Source organism: Nonomuraea maheshkhaliensis, assembly GCF_039529435.1.
Classification (GTDB): Bacteria; Actinomycetota; Actinomycetes; order Streptosporangiales; family Streptosporangiaceae; genus Nonomuraea; species Nonomuraea maheshkhaliensis.
Map to the genome: position 1 here is coordinate 1 of NZ_BAAAMU010000174.1, position 18715 is coordinate 18715.

General features: G+C 70.9%; 15 protein-coding genes. 9 read left to right on the plus strand and 6 right to left on the minus strand.

From position 1 onward, the window contains the following. The 3 genes from ABFX54_RS51885 to ABFX54_RS51895 form a co-directional block, all read right to left on the minus strand. The coding region (locus ABFX54_RS51885) for an ABC transporter permease (protein ID WP_346114653.1) at positions 1 to 876 on the minus strand (876 nt) is incomplete at its 3' end. A 1-nt stretch (position 877) separates the two neighbouring features. Then, the gene (locus ABFX54_RS51890; protein WP_346114655.1) at positions 878 to 1900 is read right to left on the minus strand and encodes an ABC transporter permease; all 1023 of its coding nucleotides are present in this window, start codon (positions 1898 to 1900) and stop codon (positions 878 to 880) included. A gap of 23 nt (positions 1901 to 1923) precedes the next feature. Continuing rightward, positions 1924 to 3519, minus strand: a complete 1596-nt coding sequence (locus ABFX54_RS51895; RefSeq protein ID WP_346114656.1) for an ABC transporter substrate-binding protein — start codon at positions 3517 to 3519, stop codon at positions 1924 to 1926. 369 nt (positions 3520 to 3888) lie between these two features. Between ABFX54_RS51895 and ABFX54_RS51900 the strand changes: the two genes are divergently transcribed. The 4 genes from ABFX54_RS51900 (at position 3889) to ABFX54_RS51915 (ending at position 7819) form a co-directional block, all read left to right on the plus strand. Then, entirely contained in the window at positions 3889 to 4638 is a 750-nt protein-coding gene (locus tag ABFX54_RS51900) for an RraA family protein (protein ID WP_346114657.1), read from the plus strand. Between the two features lie 13 nt (positions 4639 to 4651). After that, the gene (locus ABFX54_RS51905; protein WP_346114658.1) at positions 4652 to 5809 is read left to right on the plus strand and encodes a mandelate racemase/muconate lactonizing enzyme family protein; all 1158 of its coding nucleotides are present in this window, start codon (positions 4652 to 4654) and stop codon (positions 5807 to 5809) included. 76 nt (positions 5810 to 5885) lie between these two features. Beyond that, the gene (locus ABFX54_RS51910) at positions 5886 to 6824 is read left to right on the plus strand and encodes an aldo/keto reductase (protein ID WP_346114659.1); all 939 of its coding nucleotides are present in this window, start codon (positions 5886 to 5888) and stop codon (positions 6822 to 6824) included. Next, on the plus strand, positions 6821 to 7819 hold the full coding sequence (locus ABFX54_RS51915) for a Gfo/Idh/MocA family protein (RefSeq protein WP_346114661.1): 999 nt from the start codon (positions 6821 to 6823) through the stop codon (positions 7817 to 7819). The genes ABFX54_RS51910 and ABFX54_RS51915 overlap by 4 nt, the downstream gene beginning before the upstream one ends. A 51-nt stretch (positions 7820 to 7870) precedes the next feature. On the opposite strand, the gene ABFX54_RS51920 is transcribed toward ABFX54_RS51915, so the two are convergent. Together ABFX54_RS51920 and ABFX54_RS51925 are read right to left on the minus strand one after the other, a co-directional pair. After that, complete coding sequence (locus tag ABFX54_RS51920) at positions 7871 to 10183, minus strand: beta-glucosidase family protein (RefSeq protein WP_346114663.1); 2313 nt, start codon at positions 10181 to 10183, stop codon at positions 7871 to 7873. A 93-nt stretch (positions 10184 to 10276) separates the two neighbouring features. Further along, positions 10277 to 11296 carry an NAD-dependent epimerase/dehydratase family protein gene (locus ABFX54_RS51925; protein ID WP_346114664.1) on the minus strand — a complete coding sequence of 340 codons (1020 nt, stop codon included), beginning with the start codon at positions 11294 to 11296 and terminating at the stop codon, positions 10277 to 10279. A 305-nt stretch (positions 11297 to 11601) separates the two neighbouring features. Here ABFX54_RS51925 and ABFX54_RS51930 point away from each other — a divergent pair, with 305 nt between their 5' ends. Beyond that, positions 11602 to 12474 carry an NAD-dependent epimerase/dehydratase family protein gene (locus tag ABFX54_RS51930; protein WP_346114665.1) on the plus strand — a complete coding sequence of 291 codons (873 nt, stop codon included), beginning with the start codon at positions 11602 to 11604 and terminating at the stop codon, positions 12472 to 12474. Between the two features lie 95 nt (positions 12475 to 12569). Here ABFX54_RS51930 and ABFX54_RS51935 read toward each other — a convergent pair whose 3' ends face one another. Then, a complete protein-coding gene (locus tag ABFX54_RS51935; RefSeq protein WP_346114666.1) occupies positions 12570 to 13670 on the minus strand; it encodes a LacI family DNA-binding transcriptional regulator in 1101 nt (366 codons plus the stop codon). Between the two features lie 436 nt (positions 13671 to 14106). On the opposite strand from ABFX54_RS51935, the gene ABFX54_RS51940 reads away from it, so the two are divergent. From ABFX54_RS51940 to ABFX54_RS51955, 4 genes are read left to right on the plus strand one after another with little or no spacing between them, the layout of a single operon-like run. Next, positions 14107 to 15483: an ABC transporter substrate-binding protein gene (locus tag ABFX54_RS51940; protein WP_346114667.1), complete on the plus strand. Its 1377-nt coding sequence runs from the start codon at positions 14107 to 14109 to the stop codon at positions 15481 to 15483. A 15-nt stretch (positions 15484 to 15498) separates the two neighbouring features. Next, entirely contained in the window at positions 15499 to 16440 is a 942-nt protein-coding gene (locus ABFX54_RS51945; protein WP_346114669.1) for a carbohydrate ABC transporter permease, read from the plus strand. Continuing rightward, positions 16424 to 17221, plus strand: coding sequence for a carbohydrate ABC transporter permease (locus tag ABFX54_RS51950; protein ID WP_346114670.1), 798 nt, complete (start codon positions 16424 to 16426; stop codon positions 17219 to 17221). Before ABFX54_RS51945 ends, ABFX54_RS51950 begins: the two co-directional genes overlap by 17 nt. Positions 17222 to 17229: 8 nt before the next feature. Next, on the plus strand, positions 17230 to 18600 hold the full coding sequence (locus ABFX54_RS51955; RefSeq protein WP_346114671.1) for a glycoside hydrolase family 5 protein: 1371 nt from the start codon (positions 17230 to 17232) through the stop codon (positions 18598 to 18600). The last annotated feature ends 115 nt before the right edge of the window (positions 18601 to 18715 follow it).

Genomic DNA, 18715 nt, shown 5'->3' on the forward strand with positions numbered 1-18715 from the left:
TCCGTGCGGGCCTTCAGCGCCGGGTCCGGCAGGACCTTGCCCAGGGCGGCCGGCGATGAGGTCCGACAGCCGTTCGCCGGCCAGGTTGAACGTCAGGCCGGCCAGCACGATCGCGATCGACGGCGCGATGGCCACGCCGGGGGTCACGTAGATGCGGGTGAGCCCGTCGTTGAGCAGCCGGCCCCAGTCGTAGACGGGCGGCTGCACGCCCAGCCCGAGGAAGCTGAGACCGGACAGCGCCAGCACCGCCGTCCCGATGTGGATGGTCGAGTACAGGACGATCGGCTCGGCGATGTTGGGGAGGATGTGGCGGAACGTCCGGTAGATCGGGCCCCGGCCCAGCACGCGGGACGCCTCGACGTACTCCTTGGACACCACCGACGCCGTGAGCGTCTGCGTGATGCGGGCGAACCCCGGCGCGAACGAGGCGCCCACCGCGAGCACGCTGCCCACCGAGCCGATCCCGAACAGCACCGCGAAGAAGATCGCCAGCAGCAGCGCGGGGAACGCGATCAGCACGTTGATCAGCGCGCTGAGCGCGCGGCCCAGGCGGCGTGACATCGCGGACATCAGCCCGAGCCCGATACCGACGCAGCCGCCCACGATCGTGGCGACCACGGCCAGCACCAGCGAGTTGCGCGTCGCCACGAGCGTCCTGGCCAGGATGTCGCGCCCCAGGTCGTCGGTGCCCATCCAGTGCGCGGCGCTGATCGACTGGTTGGCCTCGGCCACGTTGCTCGCCGACGCGGACTGGCCCCAGATCGACGGGCCGGCGACCGAGAGGAAGACGAACAGCAGGATCAGGAGCAGGGGTACGCCGCCGGACACCAGGCGGCCGGGACGCGGGCCCCGGAAGGCAGCCGTCGAAACGGTCATGTCAGACTTCCCCCAGCCGGGATCGCGGATCGAGCACGCCGAGCACGACGTCCACGACCATGTTGAGCAGCAGGACGGCGGTGCCGAGGACCAGCAGGATGCCCTGGATCAGCGGATAGTCCTTCTGGATGACCGCCTGCGAGATCACCGTGCCGACCCCCGGCCAGCCGAAGACGTTCTCCACCAGCACGGTTCCGGCGATCAGGCCGGCCAGGATCATGGTGCCGTAGGTCAGGGAGGCGGTCATCATGTTCGGCAGCACGTAACGCCGGTAACGCAGGGCCGTCGGCACGCGGCGCGCCTTGGCGGCCCTGACGTACTCCGCGTCCAGCACCTTGAGCGCCTCCACCCTGACGATCCTGGACAGTGAGGCCGCCGGGCCCGCGACGAGCGCCGCGACGGGCAGCACGTACGAGCTGAGCCCCTCGTCGCCCGCCGCCGGAAACGCCTTGATCGTCACCACGAACACGAGGCTGAGCACGGTGGCCAGCACGTAGTCGGGGATCGAGTTGAGCAGGCCGGTCACGTTCACGAACCAGCCGCGCACGTGCCGCCCGCGCCCGCCTCTCGTCCGCACCGCCGTGAACAGCCCGACCGGCATCGCGATCAGCACGACCAGCAGGAACGCCGGCCCGGCCAGCCGCAGCGTGTTCGGGAACCGGGTGGTCAGCAGGCCGGCCACCGGGGCCTCGGTCACGATGGAACGGCCGAAGTCGCCGGTCATGACGCCTGCCACGTACCGCCAGAACTGCTCGGGCAGCGGCAGGTCGAGGCCCAGCTCGTGCCGGCGCTGGGCCACCATCTGCGGCGTGGCCTGGTCGCCGAGCGCGGTCTGCACCGGATCGCCGGGGATCAGGTGGACCATGATGAACGTCGCCGCCACCAGGACGAGCAGCGACAGCACGAGCCGGACCAGCCGCCGGCCGGCGAACACCACCCAGCGTCCGGCCCCGGACCGCCGGCGCGCCCCCTCTCGCGCCGGCGGGGCGGCCCCGTACCGCGCCCCGTCGTTCGAAGGCCGCATCTCCGCGGCCTCGTGGCCCGCGCTCACTGGTACAGCCGCAGGCTCGTCGGCACCGCGAACAGCCCGACGGTCTGCAGCGAGGACTTCGAGGTGTAGAACGGCCGGTTGCCGACGGAGATCGGCAGCACGTCCACCCGCTTGAGCAGCGCCTGGTGCGCCTGCTTCCACAGCTCGCACCCCTCCGACCCGGAGGCGGCCAGCGCCTTGGCCGACAGGCTGTCGAACTCCTCGTTCTGGATGCTCCCGGTGTTGCGACCGCCCTTGTCAGGGGTCGCGCCGCCCCAGTACGCGGTCATCATGAAGGGGAACTCCAGGTTGATCCCGCTGTAGTAGGCGTCGAAGTCCTGCGTGGTGTAGAGCGCTTCGAGGAACGCCGCCTGGGTGAGGCCCTTGAGGTTCGTGCCGATGCCGACGGCCATGAGCTGCTGGCCGATCAGCTCCACCGCGGACACCGTCTGCGGCGCGCCGACCTGGTAGAGCAGGTTGACGGTGAGCTTCTTGCCGTCCTTGGCACGGATGCCGTCGGCGCCCTTGACGTATCCGGCGGCGTCGAGCCGCTGGTTCGCCGCGGCCGGGTCGAACGCGGGCAGCGTGCCGGTGGTCTCGTCGCCGGGGCAGGAGACGGGCTTCTCCACCATCATGTTGTCGGCGACCTGGCCGGTGCCGCTGGTGCCGACCTTGGTGACCTGCGCGCGGTCGAGCGCCGCGGCCATGGCCAGCCGCACCTCGGGGTCGGCGAACACGCGGCCCTTGGCCTCGTTCAGGTTCATCTCGCCGACCATCACCGGCACGTCGAACTTCTTCAGCGTGGGGGTGGCGTCCAGGCGGGCGCGGTCGGGGCCGGTGATCTGGGCGGCGTTGATCTGGCCGGAGAGCAGCTGGTTGGCGGAGGTGGACTCGTTCTGCACGAACGCGATCTTCACCGTCTTCGGGCTGCCCGCCTCCGCGTTCCCTGCCCCCTTCGGGCCCCACGCGTAGCCGGGCCGCGCTTCGAGCGTGTAGTGGTCGCCAGGGACGTAGTCGGTCACCTTGTACGGGCCCGTCCCGTTGGAGGCGTGCTCGATGGAGGCGGGATCCTTCAGCCCCGCCGGGCAGACGATGGGCAGCGAGCCCGCGCCCTCCAGCAGGAACCCGAACGGCGTCTTCGTCTTGACGGTCACGGTGCCCGCCGCGTCGTCCGCCTTGACCGTGTACGGCACGGGGATGGTGAGGTTGACCCAGGCGGACAGCGTCTTCGGGTCCTTGACGTAGTCGAAGTCGGCGGCGACCGCGCCGGCGGTGAGCGGGGTGCCGTCCTCGCAGGTGACGCCCTTGCGCAGGGTGTAGGTGACCTCGTCGGGCGCCACCTTCCACTCGGTGGCGAGCTGCGGGGCCACGCTGCCGTCGGGCATCCGCCCGACGAGCGTGTCGTAGCTGAAGGCGAGGATCTGCCGGTTGGTGCCGCCCGTGGTCTTGTACGGGTTGATCGTCCCAGGATCGGTGCCGAGGTTCATCGTGAACGTGCCCCCGGAGACGGGAGTGCCGCTGGGGGAGCCGCCGCCACCTCCGCCACCACCGCATCCGCCGAGCAGGACCGAAACCGCCACGATCGTCAGCGCGACCGGATGTTTGCGCTTCATGTCGACCCATTTCTTGGAGGAGGAGGGTGAAGGAAAGGAGAGAGGGAGCCGCCGGAAAGACTTCGGCTGAAGTTTCGAAGCGGTCGGTTCGAGTTTCGACTGCGTTCGAGCCAAGTTACGGCGGCGAAAATACGACGTCAAGACCTCACCTGGCCCTCAGAACGTCGGATCGCCGCTCAGCGCGGCTCTTCGGGACCGACATCGACCTGCGGAGAAGCGGCTCGGGCAGCCCGGCGACCTGGAGGAATGATCCACGGGTATCGCGCTCGGGCGCCGATCGGGTTACGATGACCTGCAGCCACAGTATCGAAACTTCTTCGAAACTAATTCTGACCGCCGGCCCGGCTCACGACCCGAAAGAGAACCGACGTGATCGAGACCCACGACATCGTTCGCCCTCCCGAGGAGCTCGTCAGCGCTCTGGCGGCCATCGGGAGCGCGACCGCGAGCAGTGAGCTCAACCGGCTCGGGGTCCGCAGCGCGCACATCCGCGGCCCGGTCTCGTTCACGCCGGGCACGTGCGTCGCCGGCCCGGCGCTGACCCTGCAGTTCATGCCGAAGCGCGAGGACCTCTACCAGGTCGACGAGTACGCCGAGCCGGAGAAGCAGCTGCACCGGCACGTGCTCTACCACACCCGGCCGGGCGACATCGTGGTGGTGGACGCGCGCGGCGACATGGCCAGCGGCGTCTTCGGCGAGATGATGATGATCTACTTCAAGCAGCGCGGGGGTGTCGGCGTGGTCGTGGACGGCTGCATCCGCGACCTCGGCAAGGTGCGCGAGCTCGGCCTCGGGCTGTGGCTGCGCGGCACCACGCCCAACTTCCACTCGCAGACGGACATCTTCCCCACGGCCGTCAACGTGCCCGTGGCGTGCGGCAACACCGTCGTGGAGCCCGGTGACATCATCGTCGCCGACGACGACGGCGCGGTGGTCGTCCCGATCAAGCTCGCCCCGGCGCTGCTGGCGGAGGCGGGCAGCCACGCGGAGTGGGAGGAGTTCTCCCGGCTGCGGCTGTCGCAGGGCGGCGACCTGCGCACCTACTACCCGCTGTCGGAGGAGGCCCGCCCCGAGTACGAACGCTGGCGCGACGCGCAGGCAGGCGGGGACACCGAGTGAGAGGATGGCGCGAATGAAGATCGTGGAGCTCGTTCCCTGGCTGATCCGGTCGGGCGGTTCCTACTGGGGTGAGTTCCTGTTCGTCCAGGTCCGCACGGACGAGGGCGTCGACGGCTGGGGCGAGATCACCACCACCACGCGCACGGCCAACCGCGGCATCGCCGCCATGGTGCGCCAGGCCACCGAACTGCTCGTCGGCGACGACCCCGCCAAGATCGAGGACATCTGGCACAAGGTGTTCCGCGCCTTCACCTACATGGGCAGCCGCGGCGCCGGGACGAACGTGACCAGCGCCATCGACATCGCCCTGTGGGACATCCGCGGCAAGGTGCTCGGCCAGCCGGTCTGTGACCTGCTCGGCGGCACCGTGCGGGACGACCTGCTCCTCTACACCCACCCCGACCAGAGCCGCTTCGGCACCCGCGACGGGGTCGAGGACGAGATCAGGAAGATCGTCGACTCGGGCCACACCGCCATCAAGTTCGACCCGTTCCCGCACGCCCCCGGCGAGCCGGAGAGCAACGACCGCTACCTCGACGGCCGGCTGAGCCGCGCGCACGAGCGCGAGGCGATGGAGCTGACCGCGCTCATCCGCGAGGTCGCGGGACCCGACGTGGAGCTGCTGATCGACGCGCACGGCCGGTTCGACGTGCCCACGGCCATCCGGCTCGGCCAGTCGCTGGACGAGGCGGGCGGCATCCACTGGTACGAGGAGCCGGTGCCGCCGGAGAGCTACCACGCGCTCAAGCAGGTGCGCGAGCGGGTCCGGGTGCCGATCTCGGTGGGGGAGCGGCTGCACACCCGGTGGGACTTCGTCCCGGTCCTGGAGAACGGGCTCGCCGACTTCGTCATGCCGGACGTGACCTGGACCGGCGGCATCTCCGAGCTCAAGAAGATCGCCACCATGGCCGAGGCGTACTACGTGCCCGTTTCCCCCCACGACGCGAGCGGTCCGGTCAACCTGGTCGCCGGCGGCCACGTGATGATCACCGTGCCGAACTTCTACCGCATCGAGTCGAGCGGTCACGACCTGGCGGCCTACAACCGGTTCCTGCGCACGCCGCTGGACAACAGCGGCGGGCGGCTCAAGCTGCCGGCGGGCCCCGGACTCGGACTGGACTTCGACATCGACTACCTGCGCGCCCACGCCCAGGACGGCTTCGGCGGCTGACCCGGCGCACGGCGAGGGCGGGACGCGAGAAACCCCTCGCGCGGCGAGGGCGGGACGCGAAGAAAGGACGAGGAGCATGCTCACCAAGCGCCCCCTGGGCTCCACCGGGCTGATGGCCCCGCCGCTGTGCATCGGTACCAGCGCGATCGGCAGCATCCCGGGCATCTACGGCTACGAGGTGGACCACGACCAGGCTCTGCGCACGCTGCGGGCGGTGTTCGACGGGCCGATCCGGTTCCTGGACACCTCCAACAGTTACGGCGGCGGGGAGAGCGAGAGACGGATCGGCGCGGTGCTGCGCGAGATCGGCGGCGTGCCGGCGGACTTCCTGCTGAGCACCAAGGTCGACCCCGACGCGAGCGGCGACTTCTCCGGCGCGCGGGTCAGGGCGTCGCTGGCCGAGAGCATGGAACGGCTCGGCATGGACCACCTGCCGCTGGTCTACCTGCACGACCCTGAGCGCATCACGTTCGACCAGGCCACGGCCCCCGGCGGCCCGGTCGAGGCGCTCGTCCAGGCCCAGGAGGAAGGGCTCGTCGGCCACATCGGGGTGGCCGGCGGGCCGGTGGACATGCTGCGGCGCTTCGTGAACCTCGGCGTGTTCCAGGCGGTCATCACGCACAACCGGTTCACGCTGCTCGACCGGTCGGCCGAACCGCTGCTCGACCAGTGCGCCGAGGCCGGCGTCGCCGTGCTCAACGCCGCGCCGTTCGGTGGCGGCATGCTGGTCAAAGGCCCGGACACGGCTCCGCGGTACGCGTACCGGATGGCGTCGGACGAGGTCAAGGAGAGCGCCGCCGGGATGTGGCGCGCCTGCGAACGGGCCGGGGTGCCGCTGGCCGCCGCCGCGCTGCAGTTCTCCATGCGCGACCCGCGGATCAGCACGACCGTCGTGGGCATCACCAAGCCGGAACGCCTCGCGCACACGCTGGAGCTCGCCTCGCTCGACATCCCCGGCGACCTGTGGGCCGAACTGGACAAGCTGACTCCGCCGAGCGGGACGTGGTTGCGTTGACGAAGACCTACAGGCCGGGGCCGCTGCGGTGGGGGATCATCGGCACCGGCGGCATCGCCGGGCAGTTCGCCGACGACCTGCGGCGCTCCGACGAGGGCGCGCTGGTCGCGGTCGCCTCCCGCTCCACCGCGCGGGCCGAGGCGTTCGCCGCGCGGACCTCCGCGCCCCGCTGCCACGGCACCCACGCGGCGCTGCTGGAGTCGGACGACATCGACGCCGTCTACGTCGCGGTGCCGCACACCGCGCACAGGGACGTGGCGGTGGCGGCGATCGAGGCCGGCAAGGCCGTGCTGGTGGAGAAGCCGTTCACGGTCAACCGAGCCCAGGCGGAGGAGCTGGTGAAGCTGGCCCGCTCGCGTGGCGTGTTCCTGATGGAGGCCATGTGGACGCGCTTCCTGCCGCACATGGTCCGGATCAGGGAACTGCTCGCGCAGGGGCGGCTCGGGGACGTCAGGCTGGTGACCGCCGAGCACGGCGTGTGGTTCCGGCGGAACCCGGCGCACCGGATGTTCGACCCGCACCTCGGCGGCGGCGCGCTGCTCGACCTGGGGGTATACCCGCTGTCCTTCATGTCCATGGTGCTCGGCCGCCCCTCGTCCGTGCTGGCCACCTCGCACGCCGGCGACACCGGGGTGGACGCGCAGACCGCCGTCGTCCTGGGTTATGACGAGGGCCGCCAGGCGGTGGCGACCACCTCCATGGAGGCGTGGCTGCCCAACCGGGCGACGATCGCGGGCACCGAGGCGCGCGTCGACATCGACACCATGTGGTACCGCGCGACCACGTTCACGCTGACCACGCGCGGCGGCGCGACCGAGCGTTACGAGTTCGCCGTACCGGGCAGCGGGTTGCGTTTCCAGACCGAGGAGGTGGCGCGGTGCGTGCGCGCGGGCCTGCTGGAGAGCCCGGTGCTGCCGTCGGACGAGGTCTGCCAGATCATGGGAACGATGGACGAGGTACGCGCCCAGATCGGGCTGCGCTATCCCGGCGAATGACGCAAGTACGGCCGGCGCCCGCGTTGGGGGCACCGGCCGCGTACGTTCTGGTCAGACCTGGCTGACCCTCGCCTCCATCACCCGGTCGAAGCCGACGTACCGCCGCGGACCGGTCATCGAGACCTCGATGACCTCCCGGATGTCGGCGCTGGACGCCCCCACCCGCAGCTCGACCGCGCCCGAATCGACCTGCCGCCGCCCCGACGCGCCCGTATAGGACGTCTGGTCGGCGTGCAGCGTGATCGTCACCTCGCGCGTCTCCCCGGGCGCCAGGTCCACCCGGGGCGCGGCGAGCAGCGACTGCACGGGCCTGGCCACCTCGGCGACCGGGTCGTGCAGGTACACCTGGACGACCTCCGACACCGTGCCGGCCGCGCCGTTGCGCAGTGTGACCCGCACGTCGAAGGTGCCGTCCGTGGCCCACGTCCCCGACGGGTCCCCGGCGACGGCCGTCCATTCGATCGGGGTGTAGGAGAGCCCGTGGCCGAAGGCGAACAGCGGCGTCGGGTCCACGGTGCTCACCTTGCTGCGCCGGGCCAGCGGCGCGGCGAGGTAGGTGGCGGGCTGGTTGCCGCCGGAGCCGGGGAAGCTCACCGGCAGCCGCCCCATCGGGTCGGTCCGGCCTGACAGCACGTCGGCCAGGGCGTGCGCGCCCTCCTCGCCGGGGAAGAACCCGCACACCACGGCCGCCAGCCGGTCCACCTGCCGCTCCAGCTCGTACGGCCGCCCGACCAGCAGCACCAGCACCACCGGCGTGCCGGCGGCGAGGACCGCCTCCAGCAGTTCCTCCTGCCGCCCGGGCAGGCGCAGGCTCGTCGCGTCGCAGCCCTCGCCCGAGGTGCCGCCGCCGAACAGCCCCGCCTGGTCGCCGAGCACGGCCACGCAGACGTCCGCGTCCGCCGCCAGCCCGGCCGCGGCGGCGATATCGGCGACGTCCCCGCCCGTCACGGGACATCCCTGCTCGTAACGGACGTCGTAGCCGGCCGCGTCGCCGCGCAGCGCCTCGACCAGCGTCGGCACCTCGATGCCGAGGCCCACGCCGGGGTGGTGCACGCCGACGTGCATCGGGAACGAGTAGCAGCCCATCATGGCCTGCGGGGTGTCGGCGCGCGGCCCGACGACGGCCAGTCGCAGTCCCGGCGCCAACGGCAGTGTCCCGGTGTTGCGCAGCAGCACGACGGACCGGCGGGCCAGCTCTCCGGCCAGGGCCCTGGCCGCGGCGTCGTCCAGCACGACGTCACCCGACTCGGCGTCCTCCTCGGCGTCGAGCACGTCGGGCTCCGGCGTCCAGTCCTCGTCCAGCAGGCCGAGCCGGGCCTTCTGCCACAGCACGCGCCGCAGGGCACGATCGACCAGCGCGATGTCCACCTCCCCGCGCTCGACCGCCTCGACCAGGGGCGGGCCGTAGCAGTGCACGGTGGGCAGCTCGACGTCGATCCCGGCCGCGAGTGCCAGCCCGGCCGCCTCGCCGGGTGAGCCCGCCACGTTGTGCAGGGTCTGCAGGAAGGCGATCGAGAAGTAGTCGGCCACGACCGTGCCGGTGAAGCCGTAGGTGTCGCGGAGCAGGTCGGTGAGCAGGGTGGGATCGGCCGCGACCGGCATCCCGTCCACGTCCGCGTAGGAGTTCATCACCGAGTCGGCGCCCGCCCGCAGCGCCATCTCGAAAGGCGGCAGCAGCACGTCGGCGATCTCGCGGCGGCCGGCCGACACGGGGGCCAGGTTGCGGCCGCCCTTCGAGGCCGAGTAGCCGACGAAGTGCTTGAGCGTGGCCAGCACGCCCGCCGACTGCATGCCGCGCACGTAGGCGCTGCCGATCGTGCCCACCAGCAGGGGATCCTCGCCGATGGTCTCCTCGACGCGCCCCCAGCGCAGGTCGCGGGCGACGTCCATGACCGGGGCCAGGCCCTGGTGCACGCCGAGCCGCCGCATGGTGGCGCCGATCTGCGCGCCCATCCGCTCGACCAGCGCGGGATCGAAGCTCGCGCCCCAGCACAGCGGGGACGGGTAGACGGCGGCCCGCCAGGCGGCCAGCCCGGTCAGGGTCTCCTCGTGCACCAGGGCGGGGATGCCCCACCGCCCGGCCGCCATGATCTCGCGCTGCGTCTTCGCGAGTGTGGCCGCGCCCGTGCGGACGCCGACGGGCGTGGTGCCGAACGGCCGGGTGAGCTGGCCGAGGCCGTCGCGCACCAGGTCGTCCCACGCGGTGTGCAGCCTGGCGAACTCGTGCTGGTGCGGAGCCATCTCGCCGTCGGCGCCGTCGATGCCCACCCAGACGCCGTAGAGCTGCGCGACCTTCTCGGCCAGGCTCATCCGGGCGACCAGGCTCTCGACGAGCTCCTCGCGGGAGGTGCGGTCACCTGCCATGTCAGTCCACGAATCCTTTCGCCACCCGGCCGCCGTGCCGGGACGATCGCGTCGCCTCTGCGAGCGATCCTGAGTCCATTCCGGTGCGCCGCGTCACGGCGCCAGCTTGCGTACCGCGGACACCGCGGCCTGGTGTCCTTCGACGAGACGGCCGAGCAGCGCGTCGGTCCCGGCGTCGGGGCGGGCGTGCTCGGCGTGGCCGGCCCGCCACTCCAGCAGCCGCCTGGCGCCGGCCGGCCAGGTGATCACGGGCCGGAACGCGGGCACGAACCGCTTGATCTTGCTGTTGTCGAACACCGCGCTGTGCGAGAGGTCGCCGACGATCAGGCTGGACCAGAACCAGTCGGGAGCCACGATCGGCAGGAACTCCGACGGCAGGTGCAGCAGCCGCGCCTCGGCCCCCGCCGTCTTCGCGATGACGTCGTAGATCTCGTTCCAGGTGAGCACCTCGTCGGAGGTGATGTGGAAGTCCTCGCCGATCGCCGGCCAGTTCCCGGCCAGGCCGACCAGGCCCACGGCGAAGTCCGCGGCGTGCGTCAGCGTCCACAGGCTGGTGCCGTCGCCGGGGACGACCAGCTCGTCGCCGCGCACGATCCGGTCCCACGCCGTCCAGTCGCCGGGCAGCGGCGGGCGCGCGTCGTCGTAGGTGTGCGAGGGCCGCACGATGGTGACGGGGAAGCCACGCTCCTCGTACGCGCGCCGCAGCACGTCCTCGGCGGCGATCTTGTCCTGCGAGTAGGTCGAGTGGGGGTTGTACCGCGTGGTCGACTCCACGATCGGCACCTTGCGCACGGGCTTGTGGTACATCGAGGCGGTGCTGATGTGGATGTACTGGCCGATCCGGCCCGACAGCAGCTCCACCCAGGCCGCGGCGTCCTCGGCGCCGTAGCTGAGGAAGTTGATCACGACGTCGTACGAGGAGTCGTCGAGGGCGGCGCGCATGGACTCCGGGTCGTGCACGTCGCCGGTGACGGTGGTGACGCCGTCGGGGAGCGGCCGGACACCGGCGGTGCGGCCCCGGTTCAGCACGTGCACGTCCATGCCCTGGCGCACCGACTCGGCCACGCAGGACGAGCTGATCGTGCCGGTGCCGCCGATGTAGAGAACCTTCACTTCGAGTCTCCGGAATCTGTGAGTCGTCCTGACGCGCTCGGCTCGGGCTCCGGATCGCGTCGAAACGTTTCGAAAATGTCTCCGAAACTTCTACCGCTCGGTCACAACGTAGAGCCGGATGTCGAAGCACGTCAAGGGAGCGGGCGCCCCGATATTCCCCGGCTCCATCCGTGTCTTCGCCGGTCAGGGCACCTCTAACGGCGACCGAACCCATCCGGAGAGTTTCGACGAATCGGGTAGATCTGCGACACTGCATCGACGACTCACCCGTACCCATCGACACCATCGGGAAAGCGAGGCCGGCCGTGAACATCGCGGTGACAGGGGCGAACGGCAAGGCCGGGCGCGCCGTGGTCCAGGATCTGCTCGCGCACGGGCACGACGTCCGTGCCGTGGACGTGACCGGCGCGCCCGGCGACCGCGGCCCCTTCTTCGAGGAGCTGGGCACCCCGCTGATGCGGGCCGACCTGACCGACTACGGCGACACCGTCGACGCGCTGACCGGCATGGACGCCGTCGTCCACCTCGCCGCCATCCCCGCGCCCGGCTTCGCCCCCGAGGCCCGCACGTTCACCGACAACACGGCCATGAACAGCAACGTCTTCCTGGCCGCGGCCAAGCTCGGCCTGCGCAGGGTCGTGTGGACGTCGAGCGAGACCACGCTCGGGTTCCCGTTCGGGCCGCAGGCGCCGCCGCGCTACCTGCCCGTGGACGAGGAGCACTACCCGCACCCGCACTCGGCGTACGCGCTGTCGAAGGTCATCGGCGAGACGCTGGCCGAGCACGTCTCGGCGTGGTCCGGCATCCCGATCGTCGGCCTGCGGCTGTCGAACGTGCACGACGCCGCCGACTACCGCAAGCTCCCGTCCTGCTGGGACGATCCGCCGGCGCGGGCGTTCAACCTGTGGAGCTACGTGGACGTCCGCGACGCCGCCCTGGCCTGCCGGCTGGCGCTGTCGGCCGAGGTCACGGGCGCTCCCGCCTACGTCATCGCCGCGCGTGACACGCTCATGGACCGGCCGTCGGCCGAGCTGGTGGAGTCGATGTTCCCCGGCGTGCCGGCCCGCCGCCCGCTGGAGGGGTACGAGAGCCTGCTGAGCAGCGCGAAGGCCCGCGAAGAGCTGGGCTACGAACCGCGCCACACCTGGCGCGAGGCCCTCGGCGTCCCCCAGCCCTGACCCCGCACCTGACGCCGCAACCTGACGCCGCAACCTGACGCCGCAGCCTGACGCCGCAGCCCTGACCCGCCGGCCCTGACCCGCCGCCAAGCCCTTCACCTGCGCCGGCGGGCGGCCCGTGCCGGCGGTTTCCACGGCGCGGTGCTCTCCCGCACCACCAGCCGGGTGGACAGCTCAAGGCGCGGCGGCGGCTCGCCCGGCGGGTGCCCGCCCTCCAGCACGCGGCGCACCGCGAGCACGGCCATCTCGGCGAGCGGCTGCCTGACCGTGGTCAGCCGCGGCGTCACCCACTCGCACATTTCGACGTCGTCGAACCCGACCACGCTGAGGTCGGCGGGAATGCGCAGGCCCCTGGCGCGGGCCTCGTCGTACACGCCCATCGCCTGCTGGTCGGACCCGGCGAAGACGGCGGTGGGCGGGTCGGGCAGGTCGAGCAGTTCGGCCGCGCCGCGGCGGCCGCCCCCGGCGTAGAAGTCGCCCCGCCGCACCAGGTCCTCGTCGGGTGACAGCCCGGCCAGGCCGAGCGCGGCGCGGTAGCCGTCGAGCCGTTCCAGGCCGCACGGCACGTCGTCCGGGCCGGTGATCATGCCGATGCGCCGGTGCCCGAGCCCGGTCAGGTGCTCGGTGGCCGCGAAGCCGCCCGCCCAGTTGGCGGCCCCGATCGCGGGAACGTCCTGGTCGTAGCCGCCCATCTGGTCGATCACGACCACCGGCGCGTCGATCGAGCGCAGCCGCTCGGCGGCGATCAGGCGGGTGCGGCTGGACAGCACGAGGACGACGCCGTCGGTGCGCCGGGAGGCGAGGCTCCTGAACCACTCGCGCGGATGGGCCTGACGGTCGTGCGTGACGGTCAGCACCAGGCGGGCGCCCAGCCGGTACGCCTCCTGCTCGGCGCCCCGCAGCAGCTCACAGGCCCAGGCGGTGTCCAGCTCGGTGATCACGAAGTCCACCAGGCCGGCCCGGCCCGGCTCGGACCTGCCGCGGCGCCGGTAGCCGGTCGCGGCCAGGGCGTCCTCGACCCGGCGGCGGGTCCGGGGGCCGACCGCGTCGTGCCCGTTGAGCACCTTGCTCACGGTCGGCACGGACACGCCCGCGGCGCGGGCGACCTCCGCGATCGTGACGCGGTCGCCGCCCCGGCGCCGCGCCACGTGCCGCACCTGCTTCCGCGCGCCGGTCTCCTCGTACTCGGTCGCCACGACACCTCTCATCATTCTCGGGCTCGAAGGTTCGGAAACTTTCTTTCACCGTAGCACCGCCGCCGGCCGAGTCCCCGGCTCCGTCCGCGAGCGCATAAGGCCAGGTAAAGCGGGAGATATGCCGAATCGCCCGGTGGTTACGCCATCCAGTGCGCCCGTCCCGATCTCGCCGGGACGAGGGCACTTGATCGTGCGTTCTTCGAAACTTCTCGGAAACGAATTCGAGTGAGGTTCTTGACACTGTACGTCGTCCGGTGTTTCGCTGCTCACGAGCACAGACCCTTTTTCGAAACTTTCTGATACCGCAGAGCCGCCCGGCCCCGTTCGTCCGGCCGCTCTGCCTCCACGAGCCCGAGCCCGACCCGCGTCGTTTCCCCGGCGGGTGGCCCGGCGTCGAAACGACCCGTACGTGCCATCACGTGCAAGGAGAGATCACATGCTGGGATCCCCTCGACCCAGGAATCGCCGCCTCCGCAGGACCGCCGCCCTGTTCGTGGCCACCGGGCTGGCGCTCGCCGGGTGCGCGGGCGGAGTTTCGACCGAGACCGCGGACAAGGGCGCGGCCGACTCGGGCGAGATCACCTGGTGGGGGTGGACGCCCGACGCCGCGCCCGCCGAAACGTACATCAAGGCGTTCAACAAGGCGTATCCGAAGATCAAGGTCACCTTCAAGAAGCTGACCATCGACGGCTACGACGCCGCCATCCGGCCGGCGCTGGCCTCGACGGTCGGCCCGGACGTCTTCGCCGTCGCTCCGGGCGCGGCCAACGGCTCGGTCGGCATCTACGGGGTCAACGCCGTCGACCTCACGCCCGCCGTGGAGAAGGCCCTCGGATCGGACTGGAAGTCCAAGCTGGCCCCGATCGGGGTGTCGAGCCTGACCACGGACGGCAAGCTCGCCGGCCTGTCGGTCGGCTCGGTCTTCGCCGGCACGGTCTGGATCAACAAGGACCTGTTCGACAAGTACCAGCTCACCCCGCCGAAGACGTACGACGAGTGGAAGAAGGTCTGCGCGACCTTCAAGTCCCACGACGTCGGCTGCTTCGTGCAGGGCGCCGGCCAGCCCGCGTTCAACGAGGACACGCTGCAGGCGATCACCGACAACGTCAAGCCGGGCGTGTGGGAGAAGGCGCTCAAGGGCGAGGCATCCTGGACCGACCCGGCCATCGTCGAGGCGCTGACCATCTGGAAGCGGCTGTTCGACGACGGGATCATGCAGGAGGGCGCGCTCGGCGTGCAGCAGTACCCGGACGCCAACAACGGCTTCATGTCCGGCAAGTACGCCATGGTGATGATGGGCACCTGGTACATGCAGTACTCCACGGTCGAGGGCAGCACCAACGCCATCTCCGGCGCCGGGGTGGCGAACCCGAAGCCGTTCACCCAGCTCGCGATCCCGTTCCCCGACGTGGCGGGCACCGGCAACGTCGGCGCGCTCTACGGTGACGCGGACTTCGGGCTGGCCGTGAACAAGAGATCCAAGTCCATCGCCGCCGCCACCACCTTCGTCACCTGGCTCGGCACCTCGCAGGAGGGCCAGCAGGCCGTGGCCGACATCCTCAACGACATCCCCGCGCTGACCACCGCCCAGCCGAACTGGGACGCGGTCAAGCTGGTCAACCCCGAGGTGCAGCGGCCGGCGCTGGAGAAGCTGATCACGGACGCGGGCAAGTCGAGCGAGCCGCGGCTGGCGACCGTGAGCGCCGACCTGCAGACCGCGATCGGCGTCGCGTCCACCACCGTGGCCGCCGGGCAGGCCACGCCGGAAGAGGCGGCGAAGACCCTGCAGAGCACCGCCGAGAAGATCAAGTAGCCGCGCGGGAAGCTCATGACCTCCATCACCAAGACCCGTCGCCCCCCGTCCGCCGCATCTGCCACGGCCCGCCGGAACAGGAAGAACCTGCGTCCTTCCGGCCTGCCGTGGATCTCCCCGGCCTTCGTGCTCGTCGTCGGCCTCATCTACTACTGCATCATCGAGACCGGTTACCTCTCGACGCTCGACTGGGACGGCACGAGCCCGACCCCGACGCCGGTGGGCGCGCGCAACTACGCCGAGATCCTGGCCGACCCGGTGTTCTGGCTCGCGCTCTGGCACACGGTGCTGTTCTTCGTGGTGACGTTCGCCGTGCAGACCCTCATCGGGTTCGTCTTCGCGGCGGTGCTGCACTCGAAGATCAGGCTCACCGCCGTCTACAAGGTGCTCGTGTTCACCCCGGTCGTCATCGCGCCGGCCACGATGGCGCCGGTGTTCCGGCAGATGTTCGCCGCCGACGGCCAGCTCAACTGGACCCTGGAGCACCTCGGGCTGGGCTTCCTGGCCCAGCCGTGGCTGGCCCAGTCGAGCACGGCGATGCCGGTCATCATGTTCATCACCGTCTGGGAGTTCACCGGACTGACCTTCGTCCTCTACTACGCGGCCATGGGCCAGATCGACCCGGAGACCCTGGAGGCGGCCCGCACCGACGGCGCGGGCAACCTGCGGATCCTGGTCAGCATCGTCTGGCCCGGCGTCAGGGGGACGACGGTGGCCCTCGCCATGCTCGGCGTGATCGGGGCGCTGAAGACGTTCGACGTGCCGTACCTGGTGACCATCGGCGGGCCCAACTACGCCACCGAGTTCCTCGGCACCTACATCTACCGGGTCAGCATCCCGCAGGCGCACGTCGGCTACGGGGCGGCGCTGTCGGTGATGCTGCTCGTCCTGGCGCTGCTCGGCGCGATCGCCGTCGCCGCCCGTGCCAACAGGAAGGACCGTGAGCCCGGTGTTTGAGGCCCGTCGCCGCTCGACGCGGCTGCTGCTCCAGCTCTTCGCGACCCTGCTGATCATCCCGTACGTGTTCCCCCTGGTCGCCATGGTCCAGGGGTCGCTGGCGGGCGAGGGGCTGGGCAACTACCAGGCGGTGTTCGCGGTCGGCGCGGTCGGGACGTTCTTCAGGAACAGCGCGATCATCGCCGTCTCGACCATCGTGATCGTGTACGTGCTGACCATGCTGGCCGCGTTCGGCTTCTCCAAGCTGCGCATCCGCGGCAAGGAGGTCTACTTCTGGCTGATCCTGGCCGCGCTCACGCTGCCCGAGGTCGTCCTGCTCACCCCGCTGTTCGCGACCACGCTGGCCCTCGGCGTGTACGACACGTACTGGGCGGTCGTGCTGCCGCTGGCGGCGCTGCAGATCCCCTTCGCCGTGCTGCTCACCCGCAAGTTCATCGACGGGGTGCCCGACTCGCTGTTCGACGCCGCGCGGGTGGACGGCGCCGGCGTCTTCACCGCATTCCGTTTCATCGTCCTGCCGATGACGCGGCCCATCGGGGCGGCGATCATCGTGCTGACGCTGATCGGCGCGTGGAACTCGTACCTGCTGCCGCTCGTCCTCATCCAGGACCCGGCCAAGCAGACGATCACGCTGCTGCCGCAGTTCTTCGTCAGCCAGTTCAGCAACGACCAGACCAAGGTCCTGGCCAGTGCGGTGATCACCGCGATCCCCGAGATCGCGGCCTATCTCTGCCTGCAAGGACTGTTCGAGCGCGGCCTGGCGGCCGGCGCCCTGAAGTAGGAGAGGGCATGACGTTTCTTCGCACCGAGGGCCGCCGGTTCGTCGACGAGAGCGGCGCCACCGTACGGCTGCGCGGCGTCGCCGTGGGCGGCTGGCTCAACATGGAGAACTTCATCACCGGCTATTCCGGCAACGAGTCGCTGATGCGCGCCACCGTCCGGGCCGTGCTCGGCGACGAGCGTTACGAGCTCTTCTTCGACCGCCTGCTGACCGCCTTCTTCGCCGACGCCGACGCCGAGCTGCTGGCCGGGGCCGGACTGAACTGCGTCAGGATCCCGGTCAACTACCACCACTTCGAGGACGACAGCGCGCCGTTCGTGTTCAAGGAGGACGGGTTCCGGCACCTCGACCGGGCCGTCGAGGCGTGCGCGCGGCACGGCGTCTACTCGGTCATCGACCTGCACGCGCTGCCGGGCGGGCAGAACCACCACTGGCACTCCGACAATCCCACGCACCGGGCCGCGTTCTGGGAGCATCCGCACTTCCAGGACCGCGTGGTGGCGATGTGGGAGCGCATCGCCGACCACTACAAGGACAACCCGTGGGTGGCCGGGTACAACCCGATCAACGAGCCGGCGGACGAGTCGCGGGCCGTGGTCGGGCCCTTCTACCGGCGTCTGGTCGAGGCCATCAGGAGGATCGACGAGCGGCACATCCTGTTCCTCGACGGCAACACGTACTCGACCGAGTTCGACGTCTTCGCCGAGCCCTGGGAGAACACCGTCTACGTCTGCCACGACTACGCCGCCCCCGGCCTGGGCCGGGGCGGTGACTACCCGGGGCTCACCGACGGCAGGCACTACGACAAGGCGGCGCTGGCGGCCAAGTACGCCGAACGCACCGCGTACTGCCGCCGGACCGAAACGCCGGTCTGGGTGGGGGAGTTCGGCCCCATCTACACCGGTGACGAGCGGGTGGACGCCATGCGGCGGCGGCTCCTCGACGACCAGCTCGACATCTACCGCCAGGACGGGGCCGGGTGGTCGATCTGGATGTACAAGGACCTCGGCCGGCAGGGCGTGGTCATGGTCCGGCCGGACTCCGCGTACCTGACCCGGTTCGGGGACTTCGTGGCGAAGAAGAACCGCCTGGGCGCCGACCAGTGGGGCAGCGACGGCCGGGGCGTCGCGGAGGTGACCGAGCCGTTCCAGGAGCTGATCGCCCGCGAGGTCCCCGGCTTCGACCCCTACCCGTGGGGCCGCTTCGACTGGGTCAGGACGCTCATCCTCAACATCGCGGTCGCTCAGCCGCTGGCGTACGAGTACGCCGAGCTGTTCAGGGGGCTCGGCGACGACGACCTGATCGCGCTCGCCGACTCGTTCGCCCTCGCCGACTGCGACATCCGCACCCCGCTCCTCGACCAGCTCAGGAGGGGCTGACCAGACCCGCGGGCACCGGGCGGGCGACCGCCGCCAGGCGAGCGGCCACGCCGGCCAGGTCGAGCTTGTTGGCCTGCTCGACCCGGGCGACGGACTCGGCGGGCAGCGCGGCGAC

What these genes read in the sequence shown, in the direction of transcription:
- ABFX54_RS51890 (WP_346114655.1), bottom strand. Translation starts at nt 1,900, where the DNA reads ATGCGGCCTTCGAACGACGGGGCGCGGTACGGGGCCGCCCCGCCGGCG.
- ABFX54_RS51895 (WP_346114656.1), bottom strand. Translation starts at nt 3,519, where the DNA reads ATGAAGCGCAAACATCCGGTCGCGCTGACGATCGTGGCGGTTTCGGTC.
- ABFX54_RS51905 (WP_346114658.1), top strand. Translation starts at nt 4,652, where the DNA reads ATGAAGATCGTGGAGCTCGTTCCCTGGCTGATCCGGTCGGGCGGTTCC.
- ABFX54_RS51910 (WP_346114659.1), top strand. Translation starts at nt 5,886, where the DNA reads ATGCTCACCAAGCGCCCCCTGGGCTCCACCGGGCTGATGGCCCCGCCG.
- ABFX54_RS51920 (WP_346114663.1), bottom strand. Translation starts at nt 10,183, where the DNA reads ATGGCAGGTGACCGCACCTCCCGCGAGGAGCTCGTCGAGAGCCTGGTC.
- ABFX54_RS51940 (WP_346114667.1), top strand. Translation starts at nt 14,107, where the DNA reads ATGCTGGGATCCCCTCGACCCAGGAATCGCCGCCTCCGCAGGACCGCC.
- ABFX54_RS51945 (WP_346114669.1), top strand. Translation starts at nt 15,499, where the DNA reads ATGACCTCCATCACCAAGACCCGTCGCCCCCCGTCCGCCGCATCTGCC.
- ABFX54_RS51955 (WP_346114671.1), top strand. Translation starts at nt 17,230, where the DNA reads ATGACGTTTCTTCGCACCGAGGGCCGCCGGTTCGTCGACGAGAGCGGC.